We start from the raw sequence: 24,464 nt of genomic DNA, 5'->3' as shown, positions 1-24,464 counted from the left end.
GTGCGGCGGCGATCGTCGGCTTTATCGCGTTCCAGGTCTGGAATGAGTACCAGGGAGGCGGCCAGCTGCATCCCGCGGGTACGGCGCCAGTCACGCGATCCACGACCGCCGGCCCGGGTCTGCGTCCGACATTCGAACTGATATCACCCGAGGGCGTGCCGGTGTCATCGCGGCAATGGGAGGGAAAACCCCTGGTCGTCAATTTCTGGGCAACCTGGTGCGCACCCTGCCGGCGGGAAATCCCGATGCTCATGGAAATGCAGTTGGAACACACTGCCGCCGGCCTGCAGTTAATCGGCATCGCGCTGGATTTTCCGGATGCGGTTGAGCAGTACGCAAAGGCGATGAAAATGAATTACCCGGTGCTGGTCGGCGAGCAGGACGCGATGGATGTAGCGGAAGCATTCGGCCTGGACCTGATTGTACTGCCGGGCACGGTTTTCAGCCTCAGCGACGGCCGGACCTTGCATAATCATATAGGCGAACTCCACGCGGATCAGGCCACGCGGATTATCGACATCCTCTGGCAAACCGAGAACGGGAGCATCGATTTTGCCGGGGCGCAGACCCTCCTGGAGGCCATGGACTAAAAATTGTCGTAAATCTGCCGCTAAAATGTGTAATATTGCCCTTAACTTCGGCGAAATCATAAGAAATGGCCCAGATTCTACTGCTCAACGGCCCCAACCTGAACCTGCTGGGACAAAGGGAGCCTCACCGCTATGGTGAGCGCACGCTCGCGGACATCGAGAACGAATTATCCGGCCTGGCGAAAGAAGCCGGACACAGTCTTGGCTGTTATCAAAGTGATGCAGAGCACGAGTTGTTGCAAAGGATCCATGGCTGTGGTGACGATGGCACCGATTTGATTCTGTTCAACCCGGCTGCGTTTACCCATACCTCCATCGCTTTGCGCGACGCCTTGCTGGCCACGGGGACACCGTTTTTCGAAGTACACATGAGCAACCCTGCAGCGCGGGAACCGTTCCGGCGACAAAGTTTTTTCAGCGACATCGCGCTGGGTGTCATTGCCGGTTTCGGGCCACATAGTTATCGCCTGGCGCTGCAGGCAGCGATCCAACACCTGGCCGCTGCGGCTGAAAAACAACCAGAGTAAACCCGATGGATATTCGTAAAGTCAAAAAACTGATTGAACTTCTCCAGGAATCCGGAATTGCGGAACTTGAAATCACCGAAGGAGAAGATTCGGTGCGCATCCGCCGTTATCCCGAGGCGGCCTTATCTGCACCGGCGGCGCCGGTAGCTATCCAGGCGCCACCCCCCGTGGCTGCCGCCGCGGCCTCGGAACCGGCCGTTGAGGCCAAGTCTGGCGGCCACAACATAACCGCACCGATGGTAGGAACTTTTTACGACTCACCCGCGCCGGGAGCGAAGTCCTTTGTACAAATCGGCAGCTCGGTCAGCGAAGGCGACGTTTTGTGCATCATCGAGGCCATGAAGATGATGAACCAGATTGAAGCAGACGTGTCCGGCACCATTGTCTCGGTACTCGTAGAAAGCGGTGACCCGGTGGAATTTGGCCAGCCACTTTTCATTATTGAATGAATTCCTGAGAGCAGCGATATCATGCTGGACAAAATTGTCATCGCCAACCGGGGCGAAATTGCTTTACGCATATTGCGAGCCTGCCGTGAACTGAACATAAAAACCGTGGCGGTACATTCCACTGCGGATGCGACCCAGAAGCATGTGCTGCTGGCGGATGAATCTGTCTGCATCGGACCGCCACAATCTATAGACAGTTATCTGAACATGCCGGCCATCATCAGCGCCGCAGAAGTAACCGACTCTATGGCAATTCACCCCGGCTATGGTTTCTTGTCCGAGAACGCGGATTTCGCGGAGCGCGTAGAGAATTCCGGCTTCGTATTTATTGGCCCGCGCGGCGAAACCATCCGCCGCATGGGCGACAAGGTTTCGGCGATCAAGGCGATGCGGGAAGCCGGTGTGCCCTGCGTGCCCGGGTCGGATGGCCCGCTGGGCGACGATGTCGAGGAAAACCTCCGGATAGGGCGCGAGATCGGCTATCCGGTGATCATCAAGGCATCGGGCGGCGGCGGTGGCCGCGGCATGCGGGTTGTCCACGCCGAGGGCGCATTGATGAATGCGATTGCCCTGACCAAGGCAGAGGCTAAAGCGACATTCGATAACGAAGTAGTGTACCTGGAGAAATACCTGCAGAAGCCGCGTCATATCGAGTTCCAGGTACTGGCTGACCATCATGGCAACGTGATTCACCTGGGTGAGCGCGATTGCTCCATGCAGCGCCGGCATCAGAAAGTCATCGAAGAGGCGCCGGCGCCCGGAATCACCGAACAGCAGCGCACGGAAATGGGTCGTGTTTGTGTCGATGCCTGCAAGGCGATGGGTTACCGCAGCGCCGGCACGTTTGAGTTTCTGTATGAAAACGGTGAGTTCTATTTCATCGAGATGAACACCCGGATCCAGGTCGAACACCCGGTCACCGAAATGATCACGGGAGTGGACATCGTCAGGGCGCAGCTGGAAATTGCCGCCGGCGAAAAACTGAAATTCAGCCAGCAGGATATTCGGATAAGCGGGCATGCCATCGAATGCCGTATCAACGCGGAAGACCCCAAAAACTTTACCCCCAGCCCCGGACCGGTCAGGTTATGGCATGCGCCTGGTGGGCCCGGTATACGCGTAGACAGTCATCTGTACAGCGGTTACGAGGTGCCGCCTTTTTACGACTCGATGATCGGCAAAATTATTGCACATGGGGCCGACCGGAAAACGGCCATTGCCAGAATGCGCAATGCCCTGAACGAAATGGTTATAGAAGGAATCAAGAGCAACATCGCATTGCACCAGGAAATAACCAATCACGGTGCGTTCCAGGCTGGCGGAACAGACATTCATTACCTTGAAAAACGCCTGGGCCTGTGAGACGCGCGTGTGGAACGGCGAACCGGGGCCACCCAGCCCGGATGTCCTTGCACGGGCCTCAGCAGTGGAACAACGCTAGCAGACATGGTTTGATATGAACCCATCGCTCACTATGGATGACCGGGTGCTGCTCAGCGGCGCCCGCGGCACGGAATAACGGTCTGGGAGTTCTTTTGTTTACCTGCTGTCCAAACTGCGAAACCGTTTTCAAAGTCAGCGCCAAACACCTGCAGCAAGCGGCTGGCCAGGTGCGCTGCGGTCAGTGTGATTTTTCCTTTAACGCATTGAGCAATATCCAGGAAAGCGCCAGCGAAGCGGCTGCCAACCTGCCAGCGCCCGCGGATCAGGGCGAGGATGCCGGAACTCAGCCGGATGGCTTGGGGGCAGAAGCGGTTGATGACCTCGACGCAGCCGGCGGCGAGCAAACCGCGACCCCCGATGAAGTCGTTCTGGTCGAGGATGCCGAAGCATTTGAGGCCGCCGTACTGGCGACGATCCACGCCACCGAATCCAAAGCCTGGGAGTCGTCGGGACCGCATTTTGTCGGCGATGTCGACGCTGCAGATACTCCGCCCGAAGAAGCAGGCGAGGACCAGTCTGTGCTCGCGGAGCCATCGGCGGGTGGTCACGGACGGACCGAGGATGAGACCGCCGACGCTGGCGATCCCATAGTAGATGCGCCCGATGCCGATGAAGACGAGGCATTGATGTCCGAAGAGGCTCAGGACACCGCCCCGGAGACGGACCCGGATCAGCCCAGCATGGACTTCCTGGAACGGTTGGCCGAAGGCGCCGATGAAGAAGCAGGACTGGAGGACATCAACGTCGATGATGAAAATGAGTCCCAGCAACTCGCACACGACGATCTTTTGGAAGACGAGGATGGGGACGAGTTCCCAGAGGCTGCTGGTGACAGCCCCCTGGAAGACGATGAAAGCGACGACCCCGAAAACCTCGCTGATGATGAGTTTTTGGAAAACGGGAATATGGCCGAGCCCGCAGTGGCTGCCGATGACAGCCTTCCGGTAGACGATGAAATCGACGAACCCGACGTGCTCGCTGATGATGAGCTGCTGGAAAATGAGGATCAGGACGAATCCGAAAAACTCGCTGATGATCAGCTTTTGGATGACCAGCCTGACGACGAACCCAAAACGCCGCGCGCTGCCGAACCCGGCGAGGAAGAAAGCGCAACGCAAGATTCCGAACAGGCAGCCGACGAAGTGGATGTGGAGCATGCAGCGGCCGGTTCCGACAGCGGCGTTGAAGAAATCTGGCTCGGTGAAGTTACCCTGGAATCTGCGGAAAAAGACGAACTTGAATTCGATGTGCCTGGTGACCAGATTGACACCGTTTTCATGGCTGCCGACGAAGAACCACCGGCATTGGAAACCGGTGCTGAAGCAGAAGACGGGGCGGAGATCTCATCGCTGGAAGAATTTTTTGACTCGCACGCAGAAGGCGCCGAAGAAATTGTCCTCGCCAGCGATGATGTGCTCGATCTTGACGTTACCCAGGCCACGCCGGAATCGGCGCCGACGCCTGCAGCCGCTGAAAACCGCCGCTTTACGCTGGCAAGAAAATACCACCGGCCAGCGGCTATCGCTGTTGCGGTCGCACTGGCATTCATGCTGCTGGCCCAACTGATTCACTATTCCCGCTACCAGATTCTGGCAAGCGACTCGTTCGGTCCGTTGCTGGAAAGTGTATACAGCGGTCTTGGGACTCCGCTGACCCGGCAATGGGACCTGGATGCCTATGACATTCGGCGCACCCGGGTCGTGGGCAACGAGACCGGTACCGGCGTGGTCGAGATTTCGGCGATTCTTACGAACCGCGCCACCTTTGCCCAGCCCTACCCGATCCTGCGGCTAATTTTTACCGATCAATGGGACGAAGCACTGGCGATCCGGGATTTACATGCCGGCGAATACCTGCAGACCGATCCCGGAGACCAGGCACGAATGGCGGCCGGCGAGCAGGTTGCGGTCGATATACGCGTCATGGAGCTGGCGGACGATCTGGCGCAAAATTATCATATCGAATACTGCCTGCAAGACAGCAACCAGGAATTGCGCTGCAAATAGACCGGCGTGAACCGGCGCTTCCGCGCGTTGCTATTACGAACCCTGCCCGGACTGAGCCTGGTTCGTCAGGCTCATGGACCCACGCCGCGTGAGTCCGATTATCGGACCTTTCAAGATGCGCAATCGCCTGGTGCTGGCGCCGCGATGGCCGGGGCAACCGATCGTCCGTTCAGGCAACTGTGCCGCGAGCTCGGCGCCGAGCAGGGTCGTCCGTGGCTGTTTTCGCAAATCGATTTTTATTGTCGCTACGGAAAACTGAAACCCGCTCCCGCAAACCACCAGGTCCGTGATATTATGCTCGCCCATTTGCAAAACCTGTACCGGTTTTACGGGGAGTACACCGGCGTCCGGGTGGCCCAAAAGCACTTGGGATGGTATTTCGATGCCTGCGGAATACAGCCGCAGGTACGCAACGAAGCGGTTCGCGTTGAGACCGCAATTGAGCAAGAACGATTGGTCGAAACGCTGTTTGCCATTGGCGAAGAATATCTAAATCCAGGATTCAACCTGGCAGCATAAGTGGGGAAGAATAATTGTGAGCAGAGCCAGAAGCAGTAAGCCGGACGGCAAAATTCATGTCAACCAGAAACCCCTTTGCGACCTTACCGAAGAAGCGCTGACCAGCTATTTTGAGATGCTGAACGGGCACCAGCCCAAGGCCCTGTACGAGTTGGTCATCGGGCAAGTCGAAAAACCGCTGTTGCGCACCGTCCTTGATTACGCCGAGGGCAATCAGAGCCTGGCCGCCGATATCCTGGGCATCAATCGTGGCACCCTACGCAAGAAATTGCGCCGGCATGGCCTCGTCAACTGATCCTGCCGGAAACTTCCCGTGATAAAAATCAGGCGGGCGCTGCTTAGCGTTTCGGACAAGCGGGGTTTGCCGGAACTCGGCCGTTTTCTTGGCGCTCGGAAGGTACACCTGTTGTCTACCGGCGGGACCGCACAACTGCTCTGTGACACCGGTATCGAAGTCACCGAGGTCGCGGATCACACGGGATTTCCCGAACTCATGGATGGTCGCGTCAAGACCATGCACCCGAAGATACACGGTGGTCTCCTGGGTCGTCGCGGCATCGACGACGACGCCATGGCGGCGCATGGAATAGATCCAATAGACCTACTGGTCGTCAACCTCTATCCGTTCAGGGAAACGATTGCAGCGCCCAATTGCACGCTGAGCGATGCGCTAGAAAATATCGATATCGGCGGACCCGCGATGCTAAGGGCGGCCGCCAAAAACCACGCCGGCGTCTGCGTTGTCGTCGACCCGGACGATTACCCGCGCATCATCGCGGAAATGCAGGCGAACGATGGTTGCCTGGGTGCCGACCTGTGTTTCGATCTGGCCACGAAAGCATTCGCCCACACCGCGTCATATGACCAGGCTATCAGTCAGTACCTTGCCAGCGCCAAAAACGAACAACCGCCTGGCGAGCAACTTCTGCCGCCGCACCTGTGCCTGGATTTCGACCGGCAGACGATACTGCGGTACGGAGAAAACCCCCACCAGGAGGCAGCCTTTTACCGGAACCGGAATGTGCCAGCGGGCAGCCTGGGAGGGGCAAAGCAACATCAGGGCAAGGAATTATCCTATAACAACATCGCTGACACGGATGCCGCCTGGGAGTGCGTCGGGCAATTCGACGCGCCGGCCTGCGTTATCGTCAAACACGCCAATCCTTGCGGGGTCGCCATCGCGAGCGAGTGCCTGGCAGCTTATCGCCTGGCCTATGCTACCGACCCCACCTCCGCGTACGGCGGCATCGTCGCTTTTAACCGGTCCTTGTCAGCCGAAACCGCGCGAGCGATCATCGATCAGCAGTTCGTCGAAGTCATCATCGCCCCGGAAATTGCCGACGCAGCGCTGAGCGTGTTGTCCGCAAAACCCAATATCAGGGTGCTCGGCACCGGGTCCACGATGCCAGCGAATGATTCCGCGCTGCAACTGAAGAAAATCTCCGGCGGCCTGCTCGCGCAGACCCGGGACGATCGCCTGGTCACGGCTGGCGACCTGACCACGGTGACGCGCAAGGAACCGACCGCGAAAGAACTCGATGACCTGCTGTTCAGCTGGCAAGTAGTCAAATTCGTAAAATCCAATGCCATCGTTTTTTGCAAGGACCGCCAGACGCTGGGCGTCGGCGCCGGCCAGATGAGCCGCGTTTACAGTGCGCGGATCGCTGCGCTCAAGGCTGCGGACGCAGGCCTGGCGATCGCCGGTTCGGTGATGGCGTCGGACGCCTTCTTCCCATTCAGGGACACCATCGATCAAGCCGCCGAAATGGGCGTAGCCGCCATCATCCAGCCAGGCGGCTCGATGCGCGACCAGGAAGTCATCGATGCCGCTGACAAACATGGCATCAGCATGGTTTTCACCGGCGTGCGGCATTTCAGGCACTAGCAGTTTCAGCAGTTTTGTGGGCTGCCGGTAGCGAAGCGAGGGCGATGCAATGAAAGTGCTGATTGTGGGTAGCGGCGGGCGCGAGCATGCGCTGGCCTGGAAAGCGAGCCAGTCGCCGCTGGTCGATGAAGTCCTGGTCGCGCCGGGCAATGCCGGGACTGGCGGCGAGCCCGGTATGCGAAACGTTCCTGTTTCTGCAGACGATATCGAGGGCTTGCTGGACCTGGCCAGACAGGAGAAGATCGGACTGACCATCGTCGGACCGGAAACCCCGCTGGTCAACGGCATCTGCGATCGTTTTGCCGCCGAGGGCCTGCGTTGTTTCGGCCCCTGCAAGGCCGCAGCGCGGCTGGAAGGCTCAAAGGCGTTCAGCAAGGACTTCATGGCCCGTCACGGTATCCCGACGGCAAGACATCGAACTTTCGAGCAGCTCGACCCGGCACTGGCATGGCTAAAAGAGGCCGGCACGCCGATCGTTATCAAGGCCGATGGCCTGGCGGCGGGGAAAGGGGTCGTGGTCGCCAACACTGAATCCGAGGCCGAGACCGCACTACGGGACATGCTGGAACAGAAGCGCTTTGGCGAGGCCGGCGGCCGGGTCATCATGGAAGAATTTCTGCCAGGTGAGGAAGCCAGTTTTATCGTAATTTGCGATGGCAAAAATATCCTGCCGCTGGCCACCTCACAGGACCATAAAACCCGCGACGACGGCGATGTCGGCCCGAACACCGGCGGCATGGGAGCGTACTCCCCGGCGCCTGTCGTTACCCCGCAAGTACACGGTCGGGTCATGCGAGAGATCATCGAACCCACAGTCTCCGGCATGGCGGCTGATGGAAATCCCTACACCGGCTTCCTGTATGCCGGGCTCATGATTGACGATACCGGCGCTCCCAGCGTCGTGGAATTCAATTGCCGTTTCGGCGACCCGGAGGCGCAACCGGTCTTGGCGCGGCTGCGCTCCGACCTGGTCATGCTGTGCGATGCCGCACTGGATGGGCGACTCGACCAGGTCGAGGCCAACTGGGACCAGCGCGTGTCACTGGGCGTGGTGATGGCAGCGGGTGGATACCCAGGCAGTTATGCCGGCGGCAATCCCATAGCAGGACTCGATCGGGCCAATGCCGACCATGGCAAGGTGTTTCACGCAGGCACCAAATTAGAAGGTGGCGAGATCGTTACCGCCGGCGGCCGCGTACTCTGTGTCGTGGCTTTGGCCGATACCATCGCCGAAGCACAACAATGCGCCTACGCGTTAACCGAAAAAATACACTGGAAAGACGCTTTTTATCGCCGCGATATCGGCCACCGCGCGCTCGCGCGCTAAGCTTTGCTGGGTGATCGGTCGATCAGGTAGCGGCGTCAGCGCTTCATCGCGTCAAAGAATTGCGCGTTGGTCTTGGTGTCCTTCATCTTGCCGAGCAGGAATTCGATGGCCGCCACCTCGTCCATCGAGTGCAGCAGCTTGCGCAGAATCCAGATTTTCTGCAGTTCGTCGGGCTTGGTGAGCAACTCCTCGCGCCGGGTTCCGGACTTGTTGATGTTGAGCGCAGGAAAAATCCGTTTTTCCGCGATTCTCCGGTCCATGTGAATTTCCATGTTGCCGGTGCCCTTGAACTCTTCGTATATCACATCGTCCATCCGCGAACCGGTCTCCACCAGAGCCGTGGCGATGATCGTCAGGCTGCCGCCCTCTTCGATGTTGCGTGCTGCGCCAAAGAACCGTTTTGGCTTGTGCAGGGCATTGGCATCCACGCCACCGGTCAGTACTTTGCCCGACGATGGCACGACGGTGTTATAAGCACGCGCCAGGCGGGTGATCGAATCGAGCAGGATCACGACGTCTTTCTTGTGCTCGACCAGGCGCCTGGCTTTTTCAATCACCATGTCAGCAACCTGGACATGGCGGCTGGCCGGCTCGTCGAAAGTACTGGAAACCACTTCGCCGCGAACGCTGCGTACCATCTCCGTGACTTCTTCGGGACGTTCGTCGATCAGCAGGACAATCAGGATAACTTCGGGGTGTTTCGCAGTGATCGAGGTCGCGATGTTCTGCAGCAACATCGTCTTGCCCGCCTTCGGCGGAGAAACGATCAGGCCACGCTGACCCTTGCCGATCGGCGACATCAAGTCGATGATTCTAGCGGTCAGGTCTTCGGTACTGCCGTTGCCGATTTCGAGTTCCAGGCGTTCCGTTGGAAACAACGGCGTCAGGTTGCCAAACGCTACCTTGTGGCGGGCGTTTTCCGGCGCTTCAAAATTGATCTCGCCGATCTTGAGCAAGGCAAAATACCGCTCGCCGTCTCGCGGCGGCCTGATCAGCCCGGATACGGTATCGCCGGTGCGCAAACTGAAGCGGCGAATCTGGCTCGGCGACACATAGATATCATCGGGGCCGGCCAGGTAGGAACTATCGGCAGAACGAAGAAAACCAAAACCGTCCTGGAGGATCTCCAGCACGCCATCGCCATAGATGTCCTCGCCCTTTTGCGAATGGGCCTTTAAGATGGTGAAAATAATATCCTGCTTGCGGGCACGGGCCAGGTCCTCCAGCCCATTTTCCTCCGCAAGTTCCGCCAACTCGGTGACCGGACGGTGTTTGAGTTCGGTCAGGTTTAACGACGATTTTTTCGCATCGAGCTCTTCTGCCGGAATTATTTCCAGCTCTTCTGCCCGGGTGCCATCGTCAATCTCGCGAGGACGCCGCGAACGACCTTTCCCGCCCTTGCCGTTGTTACCGCCTTTGGCTCGGTTACCGGACTTGTTCGTGCTGCGTCCGCCGCGTGGTTGATTGCCCAAGTAGCCCCTCACAAGTTGGTTTCCAGAAATGCGGTTAACTGGGACTTGGAAAGCGCCCCGACTTTTTGTCCTTCGACCGTCCCGTTTTTGAACAGGATCAGCGTTGGGATTCCACGAATCCCGAATTTGGGGGGAATCGACGGGTTTTCGTCGATATTGAGTTTGGCAATTTTCAGGCGTCCCTTATATTCCTCGGCTATCTCGGTGAGGATCGGCGCAATCATTTTGCACGGGGCGCACCATTCGGCCCAGAAATCCAGCAGCACCGGCACCTCTGATTTAATGACATCGGCTTCAAAACTATCGTCACTCGTATGGATTACTTGCTCACTCAACTTAGGCTTCCTTCTGGGTATCAGGTCTTATGGTTTTTTACCGGCAACGCCGGTTAAAGAAAAAATCGGAAAAATGACGCCGGACAATTAATCAGGCAATATGTTCTGAAATACGCGGCTTTTGAATTCGGCTACTGGGAATCGACTGCTGGTGAAGGATTCGGCGGGCTCACTGCAAGCCGCTGCGTAATAGAGTACATTTTGTACCGGTCATTCGCCGGTTGCAAGTGCTGAGACCGAAAATTCAACAAGAAAGTACCCTAAATGCCCGATAACCCGCTTACAGATGTCGAATTCGACAGTTTCAACCTTGCTCCAGAGCTGAATCAGGGGCTGGCAGACGCCGGATTCGAATACTGCACGCCGATTCAGGCAAAAACCCTGCCTCGAGCGCTGGCCGGCAACGATGTGGCGGGCCAGGCGCAAACCGGCACCGGCAAAACGGCCGCTTTCCTGCTGGCGCTGTTTCAACGGCTGTTGACGCGGCCGGCTGGCGCACAAAGGCGGCTCAACGATCCGCGGGCGATGATACTCGCGCCAACCCGTGAACTGGCCATCCAGATTGCCAAAGACGCGGAGATGCTTGGAGCCCATACCGGGCTGAAGATCGGACTGGTCTACGGCGGCACGGACTACGACAAGCAACGCCAGATGTTGCAACGGGGCGTGGATGTGCTGATCGGCACGCCGGGCCGTTTCATCGATTATTTCAAGCAGCGGATTTTCAGCCTGGATTCGGTTGAGGTCGTCGTGCTCGACGAAGCCGACCGGATGTTCGATCTCGGTTTCATCCGGGATATTCGTTATTTGCTCAGACGTCTGCCACCGCCTGTGGCGAGATTGAATATGCTGTTCTCAGCCACCTTGTCGCAACGTGTACTCGAGCTGGCATACGAGCATATGAACGACCCGGAACTCATCAAGATCGAGGCCGACCGGATCACCGTCGACCGGGTTCGCCAGCTTATTTACTTCCCGTCCAACCACGAAAAAATATCCTTGCTGGTCGGCTTGCTGCAACAGATGAACGCCACCCGGACCATGGTGTTCCTCAACACGAAAAGAGGTGCGGAACATTTACAAGCATGGCTGGTCCACAACGGTTTCGATGCGCGCGCCATTACCGGCGATGTGCCGCAACGAAAACGCCAGGCCTTGATACGTGATTTCACCAGCGGGAAACTGCCGGTCCTGATTGCTACCGATGTGGCCTCGCGCGGCCTGCACATACCCGATGTCAGTCATGTCTTCAATTACGATCTCCCGCAGGACGCAGAAGACTATGTACATCGCATCGGCCGGACGGCTCGAGCCGGCGCCAGCGGAGACGCGATCAGTTTTGGTTGCGAGGACTCTGTCGTGTACCTGCCGGACATCGAGGAATACATCGAACACCGGATCCCGGTAGGCAAGATAACGCCTGACTTGCTTCCCGAATTGAAACGGCCGCCGCCGCGCCCGCGAAAACCGGAAAAGCACAGAAAAAGCCAACGATCGGGCAAGCCTGCCTTCAGGGGCAGGAGCAGGCCACGCGGGCGCTAGCCAGACTGGAGCAGGCCCGACAAGTCAGCGATGGCAGGAAATTCGGCCGTGTCCTGGCCTGGCGCGCCAGAGTCCGGCCGGCTGATCGCAAAAAGCTGCTTGATCCCGAATTCCCTCGCCGCACGCAGCACCGGCAAGCTGTCGTCTACAAAAAGGGTCCTGGCCGGATCAAATTGTTCCTGCCTGGCGAAACGCCCCCAGAACTCCGGATATTCCTTGGGCAAACCAAATTCATGCGCAGTGAACAACGCGTCGAAATGCCGGTCCAGACCCGTGCGTTTGATCTTCAGATTGAGACTGTCCTGATGGGCATTGGTCACCAGGACAACGCGCTTGCCGGTTCGTCCCAGCCAGCATAAAAAATCCAGCGCCCCGGGCAGATACTCGATATGCTGTTCTACCTCTGCCTTGAGCCGCTCAAGGTTGATGCCAAGTTCGGCGCTCCAGAAATCCAGGCAATACCAGTCCAGCGTCCCCTGTACCTCCGCGTACTTTGGCTCAAGCTTCCCGAGAGCTTGTGCAAAACCGATGCCGTTGAGTTCCGCATAACGCCGCGGCACGGTCTCCCGCCAGAACACGGTGTCAAAACGCAAATCCAGCACCGTGCCGTCCATATCGAGCAGCACGGTATCGGTCTGTTGCCAGTTCGGCATGCAGGCATTGCTGCTTGTCATCGCAGGTATTCCATGGATGATGGATGGTATACCCTTGTGCACCATTCAATCGAGTCTCCGAGAAATCGATGAACGAGAAAGAAATCGGATCTTTGTTGCCCGGGATCGTCGACATCGCCCGCCAGGCTGGCGAGCAAATTCTGGCCGTCTATGAGACCGATTTTGCAGTGCAGACCAAGGCGGACGCCTCGCCGCTGACGGCTGCCGACCTGGCCGCCCACGACACCATCCTGGCCGGGCTGGAAAAACTGACGCCCGGCTGGCCGATCCTGTCCGAGGAATCCGCGGAGATCGGTTTTGAGACCCGGTCCGGATGGTCGCGCTACTGGCTGGTCGATCCATTGGATGGGACCCGCGAGTTCGTGAAACGCAACGGCGAATTCACCGTGAATATCGCGCTGATCGACGAGCACCGGCCGGTGCTCGGCGTGGTCCACGTGCCGGTGAGCGGTCGCGACTACTATGCCTGCCGGGAATCAGGCGCCTGGCGCCAGGATGCGGGAGAGGAGCCGGTAAGCATCCATGCAAGCACGAAATGCCAGCATCCTGTCCGGGTGGTTGGCTCGAAGTCTCACCGCGGCGCCAGCCTGGACGCATTCCTCGAGCGCCTCGGAGATTACGAGCTCGTTGCCATGGGCAGTTCCCTGAAAATCTGTCTGGTTGCCGATGGCAGCGCAGATATCTACCCCCGCCTTGGCCCCACATCGGAGTGGGACACGGCAGCGGCCCAGGCGGTAGTCGAAATTGCAGGCGGACAAATGACCAATATCGACGGTGAGGTTATTCGATACAACCAAAAGGCCAGTCTGCTAAACCCGTTCTTCCTGGTTTTTGGCGACAGGACGGTAGATTGGCCACGGCTGCCGACATGATTCAGCCTGCCCGCATGGCATCGTACAAGCAAGTTGTCTAAGCTTTGATCATGCAATCGATTTTCGACCATGGACGATAAAATCAACACCGAGGCATTCGGTAAATTGCGCAAGCTGAAGCTACTGCGTATGGAACACCGCGATCTCGATGAAGTTATCGTCAGGCTGTCGCAGGATCCATTTGTCGATCAATTGATGTTAAAGCGGCTAAAAAAAAGAAAGCTGCTGATCAAGGATGCGATCGAGCGCCTGCAAAGTGAAATGATCCCTGATCTGAACGCCTGAGGAAAATCTGCGATATCAGCTTTCCCGGCTGTTTTCCGGAAACAACCAGGCTGCCAGCGCCGGCAACAGAAAAATAGCGCCCAGCATGTTCACCAGGAACATGAAGGTCAGCAAAATTCCCATATCCGCCTGGAACTTCAACGGGGAAAATATCCAGGTCGCAACGCCTATACCCAGGGTAACCGCGGTAAAAACGACGCCGTTACCGGTTACCGTCAGTGTATTCAGATACGCCGCGTGCAATGTTTCTCCTCGTTTGAGGAACTCCTGCATGCGGCTGAAAATATAAATTCCATAGTCCACGCCCACGCCAACGCCCAGCGCGACGACTGGCAAAGTATTGACTTTTAGCCCTATTTCCAAAAAGGCCATCAGCGCGTAAGCCAGCAGGGAAACCAGGCCCAGGGGAAGGACAATGCAAAGCACGGCGCGCAGGGACCGGAAGGTGACCCAGCACAACAGGATGATTGCTGTGAACACGCCCACCAGTATCGGGAACTGGGCATCGGAGACTTCCTCGTTGGTCGCCGCCATCACGCCCACATTGCCGGTCGCCAGGCGAAACTTCACATCGTCGTCTTCGCTGGCCAGGCGAATGCTGACCCCGTCGGTCGGATTGGCGGCAACATAGGCTTTGAACTCAGCGACAATATTTTCAATCGTTTCGGCCTTGTGATCGGTGGTAAACATCATCACCGGCATCACGTCGCAGTTACGATTCAACAGCCCGGTACTGGTCTCGACATAGGCGACCGACTGAACCAGGATCGCCTCGTTCCGCGACAACACGCGCCACTTCAGGTTGCCTTCGTTCCAGCCGGTATTGATGATCTTGGAAATCATCGGCAGCGCGACGACACCCTGCACGCCTTCGACATTGCGCATATGCCAGGCGAATTCATCGATTGCGTTCATGACTTCATACTGGACGCAGCCCTGTGACGGCGTTTCCACAATGATCGTGATGATGTCGACCCCGATTGAAAATCTATCGGTGATCGATGCGCTGTCCATGTTATAGGTCGATTCCGCGCGCAATTCCGGCACGCCCTTGTGCAGATCACCGATTTTGACTTCCGCTGCTTTCCAATAGCCAAACACCAACAGAACGCCCGCAATTGCCAGCATGATCGCGGCCGGCTTCCGGTCGGTAATGCGGGCAAGCCGGATCCAAAATCCCTTGAGGTTTTCGGAACGCCTCCGCAGACGATCGCGGTAATCGTCGCCGAGATTCAAGTAGGAAATCAGGACCGGCAGCAAAACCAGGTTGGTCAGGATAATCGCGGCCACACCCAGGCTCGCGGTAATCGCCATTTCCTGGATAACCCTGACCGGGATCAAAAGAATGGTGATGAACCCGATCGTATCGCTGGCCAGGGCAATTCCGCCGGGTACCAGCAGGCGGCGGAAACTGATCCGGGCGGCTTCGCGGCAGTTGGCGCCCTTGAACAACTCGGAGCCGACCGAACTGATCATCTGCACGCCATGGCTGACCCCGATGGCAAAAACCAGGAACGGCACCAGGATGCCCATCGGGTCGATGCCATACCCCAGCAAGGTCAGCGAACCCAGTTGCCAGGCCACGGCAATCAGGGAGCATAACAGCGGGATCAGGGTGATTTTCAATGACTGGCAATAGAGATAAACCAGTACCGCCGTAATCAGCGCCGCGACCAGGAAAAACAACAGGACTCGACCGGTGCCATCCGCTATGTCGCCAACCACCTTGGCAAAACCGATGATGTTGACCTCGATGCCCTCAAATGCCGGGTCATCGAGAATCCTGGCCCTGACCATTTCATCCAGGTCATGCGAGACCCTGACCAGGTCTAGTTTCTCCCCGGTTTCGGGGTTGCTTTCCAGCAATTGTGCGCTGATTATCGCCGCCGAGAAGTCGTTGGCAACCAGTCGGCCGACGATGCCCGCCTTGAGGATATTCTCCCGGACCTTGGCCAGGCCAATGGCGTCGGGCGTATAATCGGATGGAATGACCGGACCACCCCGAACGCCATCTTCAACGACCTCAGTATAGCGTACGTTGGGCGTCCACACCGATTGCACGGCCGCCCGATCCACGCCCGCGATAAAAAAGACCTCGTCGGTCGCTACCCGCAGCGCTTCAAAAAACCTGGGGCTAAAAATATCATCGCCGTCCGCCACCAGCGCGATCAGGACACGATTGGCGCCGCCAAATTCCTGCCGGTGCTCGGAGTAGGTACGCATGTAGTCGTGCTTCATCGGCACCATCTTGTCGAACCCGGCATCGATGGCCAGTTTGGTCACCGCCGAGAAAAGCATGAAGACAGTGGTTATGACGAAGAATGCGACGACCCACTGGCGGCGCCTGAAAATAAAGTTTTCTATGGCAGCGATGGGTCCCGTTTCAGTCACTGTTCGCACTTCCCTCGGCGCCAAGCACCAGCGTATCGACACCGGCCTCGCCGACCACCATTACGCTGCCGTCATCGAGCTGTAATGCGGTCTGAATACCCTTGCGATTTTGCTGGGTATGCAGCTCAAAACTGTCCCCGTTGTCCCGACTCACCAGTGCAGCGCCACCCAGACCGGTCACCAGGATGGTTCCATCGACGAGGCGAATGCCACTGTTCAGTGTGGCAATCGTCGGCAGCCTGACGTGCACCCAACTCGCTCCAAGATCGTCGGTGTAATACAGGTTGCCGCGCAGCCCAACCGCGATAACTCGTCCGGCCTCGACTTCAAAAACTCCAAAAAAGGAACCCTGGTAATCGGGCGAAACCGTCAACCAGCTTGCGCCCAGGTCATCAGAGCGGTAGATGTTGCCGGCTTCGGCAGCGATAAACAGCCGCCGGTCACGGGTCTCCATGATGTCGTTCAGGTGATAATCCCCACCCATCTCCGATTCCCACCAGGCGTCCTCTGCTTCTGCTTCATCGGTCACCGCGGCTGGCGTGACGGGCTCAAACGCCACCTGTTCCCAGGTTGTCCCGGCATCGCTTGTTTCCAGCATCAGGCCATATGCCCCAATGGCAATCCCGTTCTGCTCATCGGCAAACCAAACATCGAGAAAGGGTGTTTCGGCAGCGGGATCGTGATTTTGTATAGCCCAGGTTTCACCGCCGTCGTCGGTATGCAAAATGATGGAGTCATGGCCGACAGCCCAGCCGATATCGAGCGTCACAAAATCAACACCGGTCAGCGTGGCACGTGTCGGAACGCTGGATTGCCTCCAGGATACGCCCTGGTCGCCGCTAAACAATATATGGCCACGCGCCCCGGCAACAACCAGCCCCCCGGAGACGCCATCGATGGCAAGCAGTAAATCCTGGCTGGCCAGCCTGGCCGGCGCGGACCAGCGGTCGCCAAAAGCCGGCTCATCCTGGGCAAGCGCAACAGCAAACGCACAAAGGCAGGCGCCAACCGCGGTCGTAAACGTGAACAGTATTGATTTCATGCGCGGCGAGCGGACAGGGGCAGCCGAAGCTGCCCCGAAAAAGCCGCTAGCGGGTACCTGCCCGGCGCAATGCGCTGATGGAGAAATCGCTTTGCTTGAGGTCCGCACCGAAAATATAGGTATTCGGCTCCTCATTGTTCAATCCAATCGCCAGGTAGCGCTTGGATTGCAAATCGATCGTGAGTTCCAGGGTCGTCCAGAACGACGGTTGATCGTAGTAATTGATCGAATGCCCTTCCTGGACCCGCCAGATCTGGTCGCGGTTGTCATAGCAGTCCACCGCCATAACCTGCCAGGAATCTTCGTCTATATAGAAAGTGCGCCGTTTGTAAATATGCCGCGAGCCAGATTTGACGACAGCATCGACTACCCACACGCGGTGCTTCTCGTAGCGGGCATGTTCCGGGTTGACGTGACCGGCATGAAGAACATCCGTGTATTTCAGATCCTTGCTGTGGATCTTGTAGGAATTATACGGAACCAGCATTTCTTTCTTGCCAACCAGCGTCCAGTCGTAACGTTCGGGACTGCCGTTGTACATATCGAATTGGTCACTGGTCGAAAGACCGTCAGATGCCGTACGCGGGCTGTCGAACGCCACATTCGGCGCCCGCCTGACCCGACGTTGCCCCGGGTTGTACAACCACGCGCGCCGAGGCTCACGATCCTGATCCATGGTTTCGTGCACCAACAAAACCTGCCCGGCCAGCCGCGGCGGCGAACTGATTTTCTGCATGAAGTAAATAACCACGTTATCCAGCTTCTCTTCAGTCATGCCGACGAGGCTGTAATTGGCGATGTACTGGTCGGCAAACTTGACCATGGTGTATTTACCGCCGGAGGTTACCGCCGCCTGCCCGATCGTCCGGTACGCCTTTTCCGCGCGATAACGCAGCACATGATTCCAGATCGCCTCAAGCCCGTTGTTCGGGAACGGAAACGGTATGCCGATAACCGAGCCGGTCACGCCGTTGCCACTCGGAATCAGTTGCGCGCTTGCCGCGGTCAGTTTGGTCGCGTCGTAAATACGCTGCGGAAAGGCCGCACTCCTTCGGGTCGGATACACATTCAGGAAAAAAGTATCCGGGTAGGTCCGCATCATCGCTTTCTGGCCTTCGGTCATCTGATCCGCGTACTGGCCCATGTTTTGTGCGTTGATCGTGTAGAGCACTTCGTCGTTCGCATAAGGATCGGGGTGATGCCCGCCGGTTTTGAATTCCGGGAACCCGGCTTCTGCCGCCGATGCCAGGCCACCGGTCCATTCCGGGATCGAGCCGTCGGCATTACCGGCTCTGATCGCGCCAAAGGGCGTATAGGTGTCTCCACCCAGCGAGGCCACCTGTTCCGCTGTCGCTTCGGCATGGATGCTGGCGGCGGCCAGGCTCAAAACAGCGGCTGTACCTGCGCCAATTAGTAGTTTTTTCATCATTTTTTTGACTCCGATTGCCAGGTTCAGCGACTCAGAACGAGGTTTTGACGCTAAAAGAGATAAAGTCACGGTCATTGATCAGGTTGTACTGGCCTGCGCCCTTGAACTCTGTATAAGACAGGTCAATCACCCAGGTGTTTTGATAGGTCGCCGAGACGCCGAACGTGAACGCCTGGCGGCCCTCGACAAACAGCCCGCCCGGTCCCGGTGACACACCGTTTACGTCGTCCGCCCACGCAAAGCGCGGCGCAACATTCCACGGTCCGATCAGGCTGTCATAATCCAGCCGTCCGACCAAACGGTAACCCCAGGACGAGGCCGATGCGAAATGATCGGGCGTTTCGACCAGCCCAAAATGCGCCGATGACAGCAATGCGTTTCCGCTTATATCGGTACCCGGACCATTCAGACGCAAGCCAAGCCCGTTGGGTCCGCCACTGCCCTGGTCCGGCATATCGCTAACCCTGAACAAGCCGCCCTCCCACAACAGTACGGCCTGCGAGGCCCCCAGCGTCGGGCCGAAAACCTTGGTCAGCGTCAAATCAAACTGAGTGGTCTTGAACTCACGGCCACCAATAATTTCCTGGTTAACGCCGAATGGTCCCAGTTGGCCGAACGCACCCAGTGCCGCGTTCAGCGGGGACAGGGCCGCAAACAGAAGCTCCACGTCGTCAACCAGCAGCGGATGCTTGTCGCGATAAGCCACCTCGCCCTGCACCGCAATACCGAATATCTGGGTATTGAAACTCACCCCGAACACCTCGATATCTTCGGGGAAATTGACGAAGTAGCCTGCCGTTTCTGCGTAATAGTGAGTACCAAAGGCATTGGCCAGCGCCAACGCATCGACACCCTGCAAAGCGGCATTCGCACCGATGGTCGCGGCCTGGAGCGCGGACGCAGCATCAAGATTGCCGCCCGCTGCAGCGGAAGCGCTGAGCCCAGCCTGGGTGCCAACCGCGATCGCTGTATTCAATGGCAGCCCGGACGCGATCGCCTGCGCAGCCCCGCCCACAGCCGTTCCGGCACCGATACCGTTGCCCAGTCCCACCTGTGATCCGGTAACACCGTTCACATAGGGCAGGCGACTGTGATAGTTGATGTAATAAAGGCCGAACTCGGTGCCATCGAACAAGCCGTCCAGGTACCAGGTAAAGCGAGCGCCAAACTGGCCGCTGTCTTTCGCGTTGCGATCGGGCAAGCGGCTGACAAAGTTGAAGTTATCGATAGTGCCGCCATTGAACTGCGAGAAATCCGTACCCAGGTCGCTCCAGATGCCGAATCCCAGCATCACCTGTTGGCCATCGCCGACCGCAAAGTCATTGGTGCTGAACGCGGATCCAACCGGGTCCGGTTTCGTATCGTCCCACTCGAACTGGTAGAACAGCTCGAGACTCGTGTTTTCCGATGTGCCCAGCGATAACCACGCGAGATCCTGAGGGATCAAGGCTTCACGGAGCTCCGCACCGGGCGTACGCAGACGCGAGACATCGAAGTGGCTGATAACATTAATGCCGCCCGGGAAAAAGGTACTCTCGCCCCAGTTCAGCACCTGGCTGCCGACCCGCAGTTCGCCTGGCATCGAACCGAGATCAAACTTGGCCGACAGATACAGGTCAAGGACTCTGAAATCGCTGCTGACCAGGTCATTTCCCTGTAAGCCCAAAGGCGTGCGCAGCCTGTCTTGTTCTTCGTTCCACTCATCATAAAAAGCAAAACCACGGACAAAAAATCCGAAATTCTTGTAGTTTGCTTCAATCTCGGTGGTGAGTTTGAATACTCGGCTGATCGTCCCGGTGTCGTAGTTCAGCGTACCGTCATCGTGATTCAATGACAGCGCCGTACCGCCATTTGCCAGGCCAATCAGTTCCAAATCCGGGCTTTGCACCCGCCAGGTTTGTCCATAGGAAATGGTGGTATCCCAGCTGCCGTACAAGCCATCGGTTGAATCGCCAAATTCAACCGGCCAGGCCGCTGGCACAAGCAATACTGACAGGCACAAAACAGAGAGAATCGCGCCTGGTAACGGTGCCGACTGACGGCGCCGGTCTGTGGGTATGGTTTTCATTTGCTTCCCCGGATGATGTGCTCGCATGATTGTTATCAGGCTGTTATTTTCGCTCGTCGATTTTTGCAACGGCAAAGCGCCTTCAGATGAAAATCCAGCGCGGTTTCCCCTTGCAAGCCTGTGTTTTTCAAGACGAATCCTGCCTGTTTATGCCTTCGGCGGCAAGTCAGCTAAAGCCCGGGCTCCCGTCCTTTGGGGTTTTTCGCGTCGGTAGGCACAGAATTGCAAGGCGAGATCGCCCGGTCGCCTGGCCAGGCCGGCATCATCGTCGTTAGGTTTATGATTTTCCCCGATTTTGATGAATCCCGGTCCCTGGTCCGCCATGCAGCCAGATGGGACAGATGACCCGGCCTGCGCGCCCTGTGTGGATCGTTGCCATTACAAGCGCAAGATCGGCAGTGCATTCGGCGCGGGCTGCGCGCTGCACTGCAGCATGATCATTTAGCGGCATTTGACTGCTGTTTGTCGGGTAATCGGCTCGCCAGTTGCATGATGCTCAGCCTGACCTGTTCGCCGAGTACCAGGCGCGCGTCCTGATCAACCTTCTCAAGCGCCTCATCGAAAACCAGCATGCCATCTGAATTTTCGCGCAGAAATTTTTTCGCCAGCATCCTGGAGACGAAACTCCTGAACAACGAGCGATCGAAATAATCGGGTGAATCCAGTTCATATAACAACGCCATATGCTGGGCGACCCGGCGACTCGCCTCCTCCAGTTCCACCGCGTTTATCTGCCCGCTCCCGCGGCTGAGAAGCACGGCGATCGCCATATAAAATCGTTCCAGCGCTTGTGACGATGTCCGCGCCAGGAAGTTGATTTGCGCCGCCTGTGGGGCGCCCGTATCCGGGCGGCGAAAAACGCCACGCGCATCGTCCTCTCTGACCAGGCCAAGGTCACGCATGGTTCGCAATACTTTCGGAACCTCTACTGCGAGTTCGTCTACCCGCCAGCGTAAAAACAGCTCCTCCTGGAGATACGGATAAACCAGCCCGCAAAGCCTTACCAACTCCGCCTCGCTAAGTTGCGGGCGATTGGTAAAACAGGCGGCGACCAGCGATGGCAGGATAAACAGGTGCTGGATGCTATTACGGACGTAAGTCATCAGTACCGCGTTGCGGTTTCTCATGCGGACTACCGCACCGAGCTCTCTTTCTTCGCGGCTTACGATAGCGAGTGCTTCGCCATGGGCAATTATTTCGTCCGCGGTTTTTTGAGTGACCGACATCCACGGCGAGTATGGCGCGGCCGACAACAACTGAACCAGCATCTCCAGTTGCTCCCTGAGATCGCTTTCCAGCATGGCCTGCCGTGGCGTGCTTAGCAGAACCATGCTCAGCAACGCCGCGGGACTAACCGAGGCCGCTTCGTTGATCCGCAGCATGATCCGGTCACCCAACTCGGAGACCAACTGCGGTAACCACTGCGGACTGCCCTCATCGCTCCGCCAGTCCTCGCGCATTTCATCCAGCAACTCGTGCAAAATCAAAGGCTGACCGAAGTTAACGGCTACCTTGCCAAAGCTGTTGCGCAGTGACGGCAAATATCGCAGGAAACCAAAAAAACTTTCCTTGCTTTTTGTCCCGCCGCGCAGTTCACGAATAAAAGCCTGGCCCTCGATCAGCTTTTCGTAGCCAAAATAAACAGGTACAAAAGCGATCGGCCGCGTGCTGTCCTTCAAAAAACTGCGCACCGTCATCGCGAGCATGCCAGGCTTCGCTTTTAGCAGGCGCCCGGTACGGCTGCGCCCGCCCTCGACAAAATACTCGATCGAATAACCACGCGCTATAATCGCGGACAGATAAGATTCGAATACCACAGAGTAAAGCCGCTTGCCTTTGAAGCTGCGGCGAAGAAAAAAAGCGCCCCCGCTACGCAGAATCGATCCGATTATCGGCAGATCGAGATTCTTGCCGGCAGCGACATGGGGAACCATCAGACCCTGGTTGTAAATCACATAGGAAAGCAGCAAATAGTCAATATGGCTGCGGTGACAGGGGACATAAACCAGTTCGTAGTTTGGCGCGATCTGCCTTAGATTATCGACATTGGCAAGATCTACGCCATCATACAGACGGTTCCAGACCTTGCTCAGAACGATGGCCAGAAACCTGACCACCGGATAGGAATAATCCGCGGAAATTTCTTTCAGATAGGAGCGAGCCTTGGCCCTGGCCCGCTTCTCCGACATCTGGTTTGACGAAACCTCTTTCTGAATCGCCGCCTGCACTTCGCTGGTGCGCAGTATGCTTTTGAGCAGGTTCCTGCGATGAGAAAGATCGGGCCCGATGGTCGCAGCTCGCTGGCGACGAAAATGCACGCGCAAAATTCTTGCAATTTTTCTTTCTGCTTTTTTTGGACCCAGTCCCTCGTCCACAATGTCGCGCAGCGACAACGGGGCGGAAAAATGGACCATCGTTTCCCTGCCTTGCAACAGGACCTGCATCAGGCGCCGCCAGCGCCCGCCTTCTTTCCACTGCTCGCTGAACAGCAGCTTCAGGCCCGAGCGCTGTTCCGGCGCGCGTCCCCAGAAAATTGCCGCGGGTACAATCTGTATTTCCATATCCGGGTTTTTCGACGCCGCCTCGACCAGCCGCCGTAGACGGTCCGAAATATGCAGACTCCTGCGCCGGTACCAACCGTGGTAATGCTTCAGATAAAAAATCGCCCGGCGTTCTGTTACATCCGTCAATTCCAGACCATTTTCAGCATCGGGTAGCCCGTGCCGCCGGCAAGCCTCGTCCAACGCCATCCGGTTTCCGCGACCGCTGTATTCGAGCACATAACAAACCGGAATATCCGTGCGCAGTTGAAGCTCGGCCAGATCGTCGGGCACAACCTTACAACGCAGGATAAGACGCTGAATTTTCCTCCTCAGGTAAAGAAAAAACCGACTGACTGCGGACAGGCTCATCGCCCGAATCCTTTAGCCGAGCCGCCCGCTGATCAGCAGGTGTCGATCGGAAACCGTTTCGACCTGCAATGATTCGAGATCATTCCGGGCCAACTGTTCCATGACTTCGTTTGGCGTAAAGGCGGCCAGCAACGAGTTATAAAAATCCTCCTGCAGGATCGGTGGCGCATCGTGCGCGTAACATTGAACGAGCGACGCCGCACGATCGCAGTCTGGCGGCCTGAACAAATCCATGATCATCACAATCGCACCCGGTGCCGCAAGCCCGCAAACCATTTGCCAAAGCACATCGGGTTGGTGCAGATGGTGCAAAAGGCTGTTACTGATCAGCGCCCCATACTGGCTGGCCGGCAATTCAACTCCCGGGATAATGCCCTCGATCAGCGTGACCCTGGACGCCAGCGCCGGGTCCAGCGCCAGCCGTTCACGGCCAAATTTCAACATTTCTCCGGCGCCATCGACTCCATCGACAAGCAACCCGGGCAATGCCGCCGCCAGACGCAAACTGATGTCTGCCGGGCCGCAACCCAGGTCGAGCAGGCGACCGCGATGAAAATCCGGAAACCGGCTGGTAAACAGATCGACGAACAAGGTATTAGCCTCGTCGAAATCCGCTTCGGCGTAGGCGCGTGCCTGTTCAGGCTCGTTCATTAACTCCGGTTCGGGGATTCTTTGCATTCAGCAAGCCTCAACAAC

The 24,464-nt window shown here is 57.4% G+C and carries 21 protein-coding genes; 12 read left to right on the top strand and 9 right to left on the bottom strand.

What is annotated here, in order from left to right:
• The 9 genes from IIA05_02835 to purD form a co-directional block, all read left to right on the top strand.
• Positions 1-590, top strand: a 590-nt coding sequence (locus IIA05_02835; protein ID MCH9026037.1) for a TlpA family protein disulfide reductase, incomplete at its 5' end; no start/stop codon positions are given.
• Positions 591-655: 65 nt separating this feature from the next.
• A complete protein-coding gene (aroQ, locus tag IIA05_02830) occupies positions 656-1,117 on the top strand; it encodes a type II 3-dehydroquinate dehydratase (protein MCH9026036.1) in 462 nt (153 codons plus the stop codon).
• Between the two features lie 5 nt (positions 1,118-1,122).
• A complete protein-coding gene (locus IIA05_02825) occupies positions 1,123-1,566 on the top strand; it encodes an acetyl-CoA carboxylase biotin carboxyl carrier protein (GenBank protein ID MCH9026035.1) in 444 nt (147 codons plus the stop codon).
• Positions 1,567-1,587: 21 nt separating this feature from the next.
• Complete coding sequence (gene accC, locus IIA05_02820) at positions 1,588-2,928, top strand: acetyl-CoA carboxylase biotin carboxylase subunit (protein ID MCH9026034.1); 1,341 nt, start codon at positions 1,588-1,590, stop codon at positions 2,926-2,928.
• A 173-nt stretch (positions 2,929-3,101) separates the two neighbouring features.
• Positions 3,102-5,015 (top strand): DUF3426 domain-containing protein, encoded by a 1,914-nt coding sequence (locus tag IIA05_02815; GenBank protein MCH9026033.1) that lies wholly within the window; start codon positions 3,102-3,104, stop codon positions 5,013-5,015.
• 144 nt (positions 5,016-5,159) lie between these two features.
• Positions 5,160-5,534 (top strand): tRNA-dihydrouridine synthase, encoded by a 375-nt coding sequence (locus IIA05_02810; protein MCH9026032.1) that lies wholly within the window; start codon positions 5,160-5,162, stop codon positions 5,532-5,534.
• A gap of 115 nt (positions 5,535-5,649) precedes the next feature.
• Positions 5,650-5,829, top strand: a complete 180-nt coding sequence (locus IIA05_02805) for a Fis family transcriptional regulator (GenBank protein ID MCH9026031.1) — start codon at positions 5,650-5,652, stop codon at positions 5,827-5,829.
• An 18-nt stretch (positions 5,830-5,847) separates the two neighbouring features.
• Positions 5,848-7,419 carry a bifunctional phosphoribosylaminoimidazolecarboxamide formyltransferase/IMP cyclohydrolase gene (gene purH, locus IIA05_02800; GenBank protein ID MCH9026030.1) on the top strand — a complete coding sequence of 524 codons (1,572 nt, stop codon included), beginning with the start codon at positions 5,848-5,850 and terminating at the stop codon, positions 7,417-7,419.
• A 49-nt stretch (positions 7,420-7,468) separates the two neighbouring features.
• Positions 7,469-8,746 carry a phosphoribosylamine--glycine ligase gene (purD, locus tag IIA05_02795; GenBank protein MCH9026029.1) on the top strand — a complete coding sequence of 426 codons (1,278 nt, stop codon included), beginning with the start codon at positions 7,469-7,471 and terminating at the stop codon, positions 8,744-8,746.
• Positions 8,747-8,781: 35 nt separating this feature from the next.
• Here purD and rho read toward each other — a convergent pair whose 3' ends face one another.
• Positions 8,782-10,074: a transcription termination factor Rho gene (gene rho / locus IIA05_02790; protein ID MCH9026028.1), complete on the bottom strand. Its 1,293-nt coding sequence runs from the start codon at positions 10,072-10,074 to the stop codon at positions 8,782-8,784.
• 152 nt (positions 10,075-10,226) lie between these two features.
• Entirely contained in the window at positions 10,227-10,553 is a 327-nt protein-coding gene (trxA, locus tag IIA05_02785) for a thioredoxin TrxA (protein MCH9026027.1), read from the bottom strand.
• 264 nt (positions 10,554-10,817) lie between these two features.
• Between trxA and IIA05_02780 the strand changes: the two genes are divergently transcribed.
• Positions 10,818-12,095: a DEAD/DEAH box helicase gene (locus tag IIA05_02780; protein ID MCH9026026.1), complete on the top strand. Its 1,278-nt coding sequence runs from the start codon at positions 10,818-10,820 to the stop codon at positions 12,093-12,095.
• Here IIA05_02780 and yrfG read toward each other — a convergent pair.
• Positions 12,092-12,748: a GMP/IMP nucleotidase gene (gene yrfG, locus IIA05_02775; protein ID MCH9026025.1), complete on the bottom strand. Its 657-nt coding sequence runs from the start codon at positions 12,746-12,748 to the stop codon at positions 12,092-12,094. The two genes, IIA05_02780 and yrfG, sit on opposite strands and share 4 nt — an antisense overlap.
• Before the next feature lie 89 nt (positions 12,749-12,837).
• Between yrfG and cysQ the strand changes: the two genes are divergently transcribed.
• Both cysQ and IIA05_02765 read left to right on the top strand, forming a co-directional pair.
• On the top strand, positions 12,838-13,641 hold the full coding sequence (gene cysQ, locus IIA05_02770) for a 3'(2'),5'-bisphosphate nucleotidase CysQ (GenBank protein ID MCH9026024.1): 804 nt from the start codon (positions 12,838-12,840) through the stop codon (positions 13,639-13,641).
• A 69-nt stretch (positions 13,642-13,710) separates the two neighbouring features.
• Positions 13,711-13,926 (top strand): DUF465 domain-containing protein, encoded by a 216-nt coding sequence (locus IIA05_02765; GenBank protein ID MCH9026023.1) that lies wholly within the window; start codon positions 13,711-13,713, stop codon positions 13,924-13,926.
• A 15-nt stretch (positions 13,927-13,941) separates the two neighbouring features.
• Here IIA05_02765 and IIA05_02760 read toward each other — a convergent pair whose 3' ends face one another.
• From IIA05_02760 to IIA05_02735, 6 genes are all read right to left on the bottom strand, one after another.
• Positions 13,942-16,224, bottom strand: a complete 2,283-nt coding sequence (locus IIA05_02760) for an MMPL family transporter (protein ID MCH9026022.1) — start codon at positions 16,222-16,224, stop codon at positions 13,942-13,944.
• An 85-nt stretch (positions 16,225-16,309) separates the two neighbouring features.
• On the bottom strand, positions 16,310-17,359 hold the full coding sequence (locus IIA05_02755; GenBank protein MCH9026021.1) for a hypothetical protein: 1,050 nt from the start codon (positions 17,357-17,359) through the stop codon (positions 16,310-16,312).
• 46 nt (positions 17,360-17,405) lie between these two features.
• The gene (locus tag IIA05_02750) at positions 17,406-18,785 is read right to left on the bottom strand and encodes a DUF1329 domain-containing protein (GenBank protein ID MCH9026020.1); all 1,380 of its coding nucleotides are present in this window, start codon (positions 18,783-18,785) and stop codon (positions 17,406-17,408) included.
• 34 nt (positions 18,786-18,819) lie between these two features.
• Positions 18,820-20,856 carry a DUF1302 domain-containing protein gene (locus IIA05_02745; GenBank protein MCH9026019.1) on the bottom strand — a complete coding sequence of 679 codons (2,037 nt, stop codon included), beginning with the start codon at positions 20,854-20,856 and terminating at the stop codon, positions 18,820-18,822.
• Positions 20,857-21,293: 437 nt separating this feature from the next.
• Positions 21,294-23,768 (bottom strand): glycerol-3-phosphate 1-O-acyltransferase PlsB, encoded by a 2,475-nt coding sequence (gene plsB, locus IIA05_02740; protein MCH9026018.1) that lies wholly within the window; start codon positions 23,766-23,768, stop codon positions 21,294-21,296.
• 12 nt (positions 23,769-23,780) lie between these two features.
• Complete coding sequence (locus tag IIA05_02735; GenBank protein ID MCH9026017.1) at positions 23,781-24,446, bottom strand: class I SAM-dependent methyltransferase; 666 nt, start codon at positions 24,444-24,446, stop codon at positions 23,781-23,783.
• Positions 24,447-24,464 lie beyond the last annotated feature (18 nt).

It is taken from the genome of Pseudomonadota bacterium, assembly GCA_022572885.1.
GTDB lineage: Bacteria > Pseudomonadota > Gammaproteobacteria > Steroidobacterales > MnTg04 > MnTg04.
The sequence above is the reverse complement of the archived record's forward strand: the minus strand, read 5'-3'. Positions and strand labels throughout refer to the sequence as shown.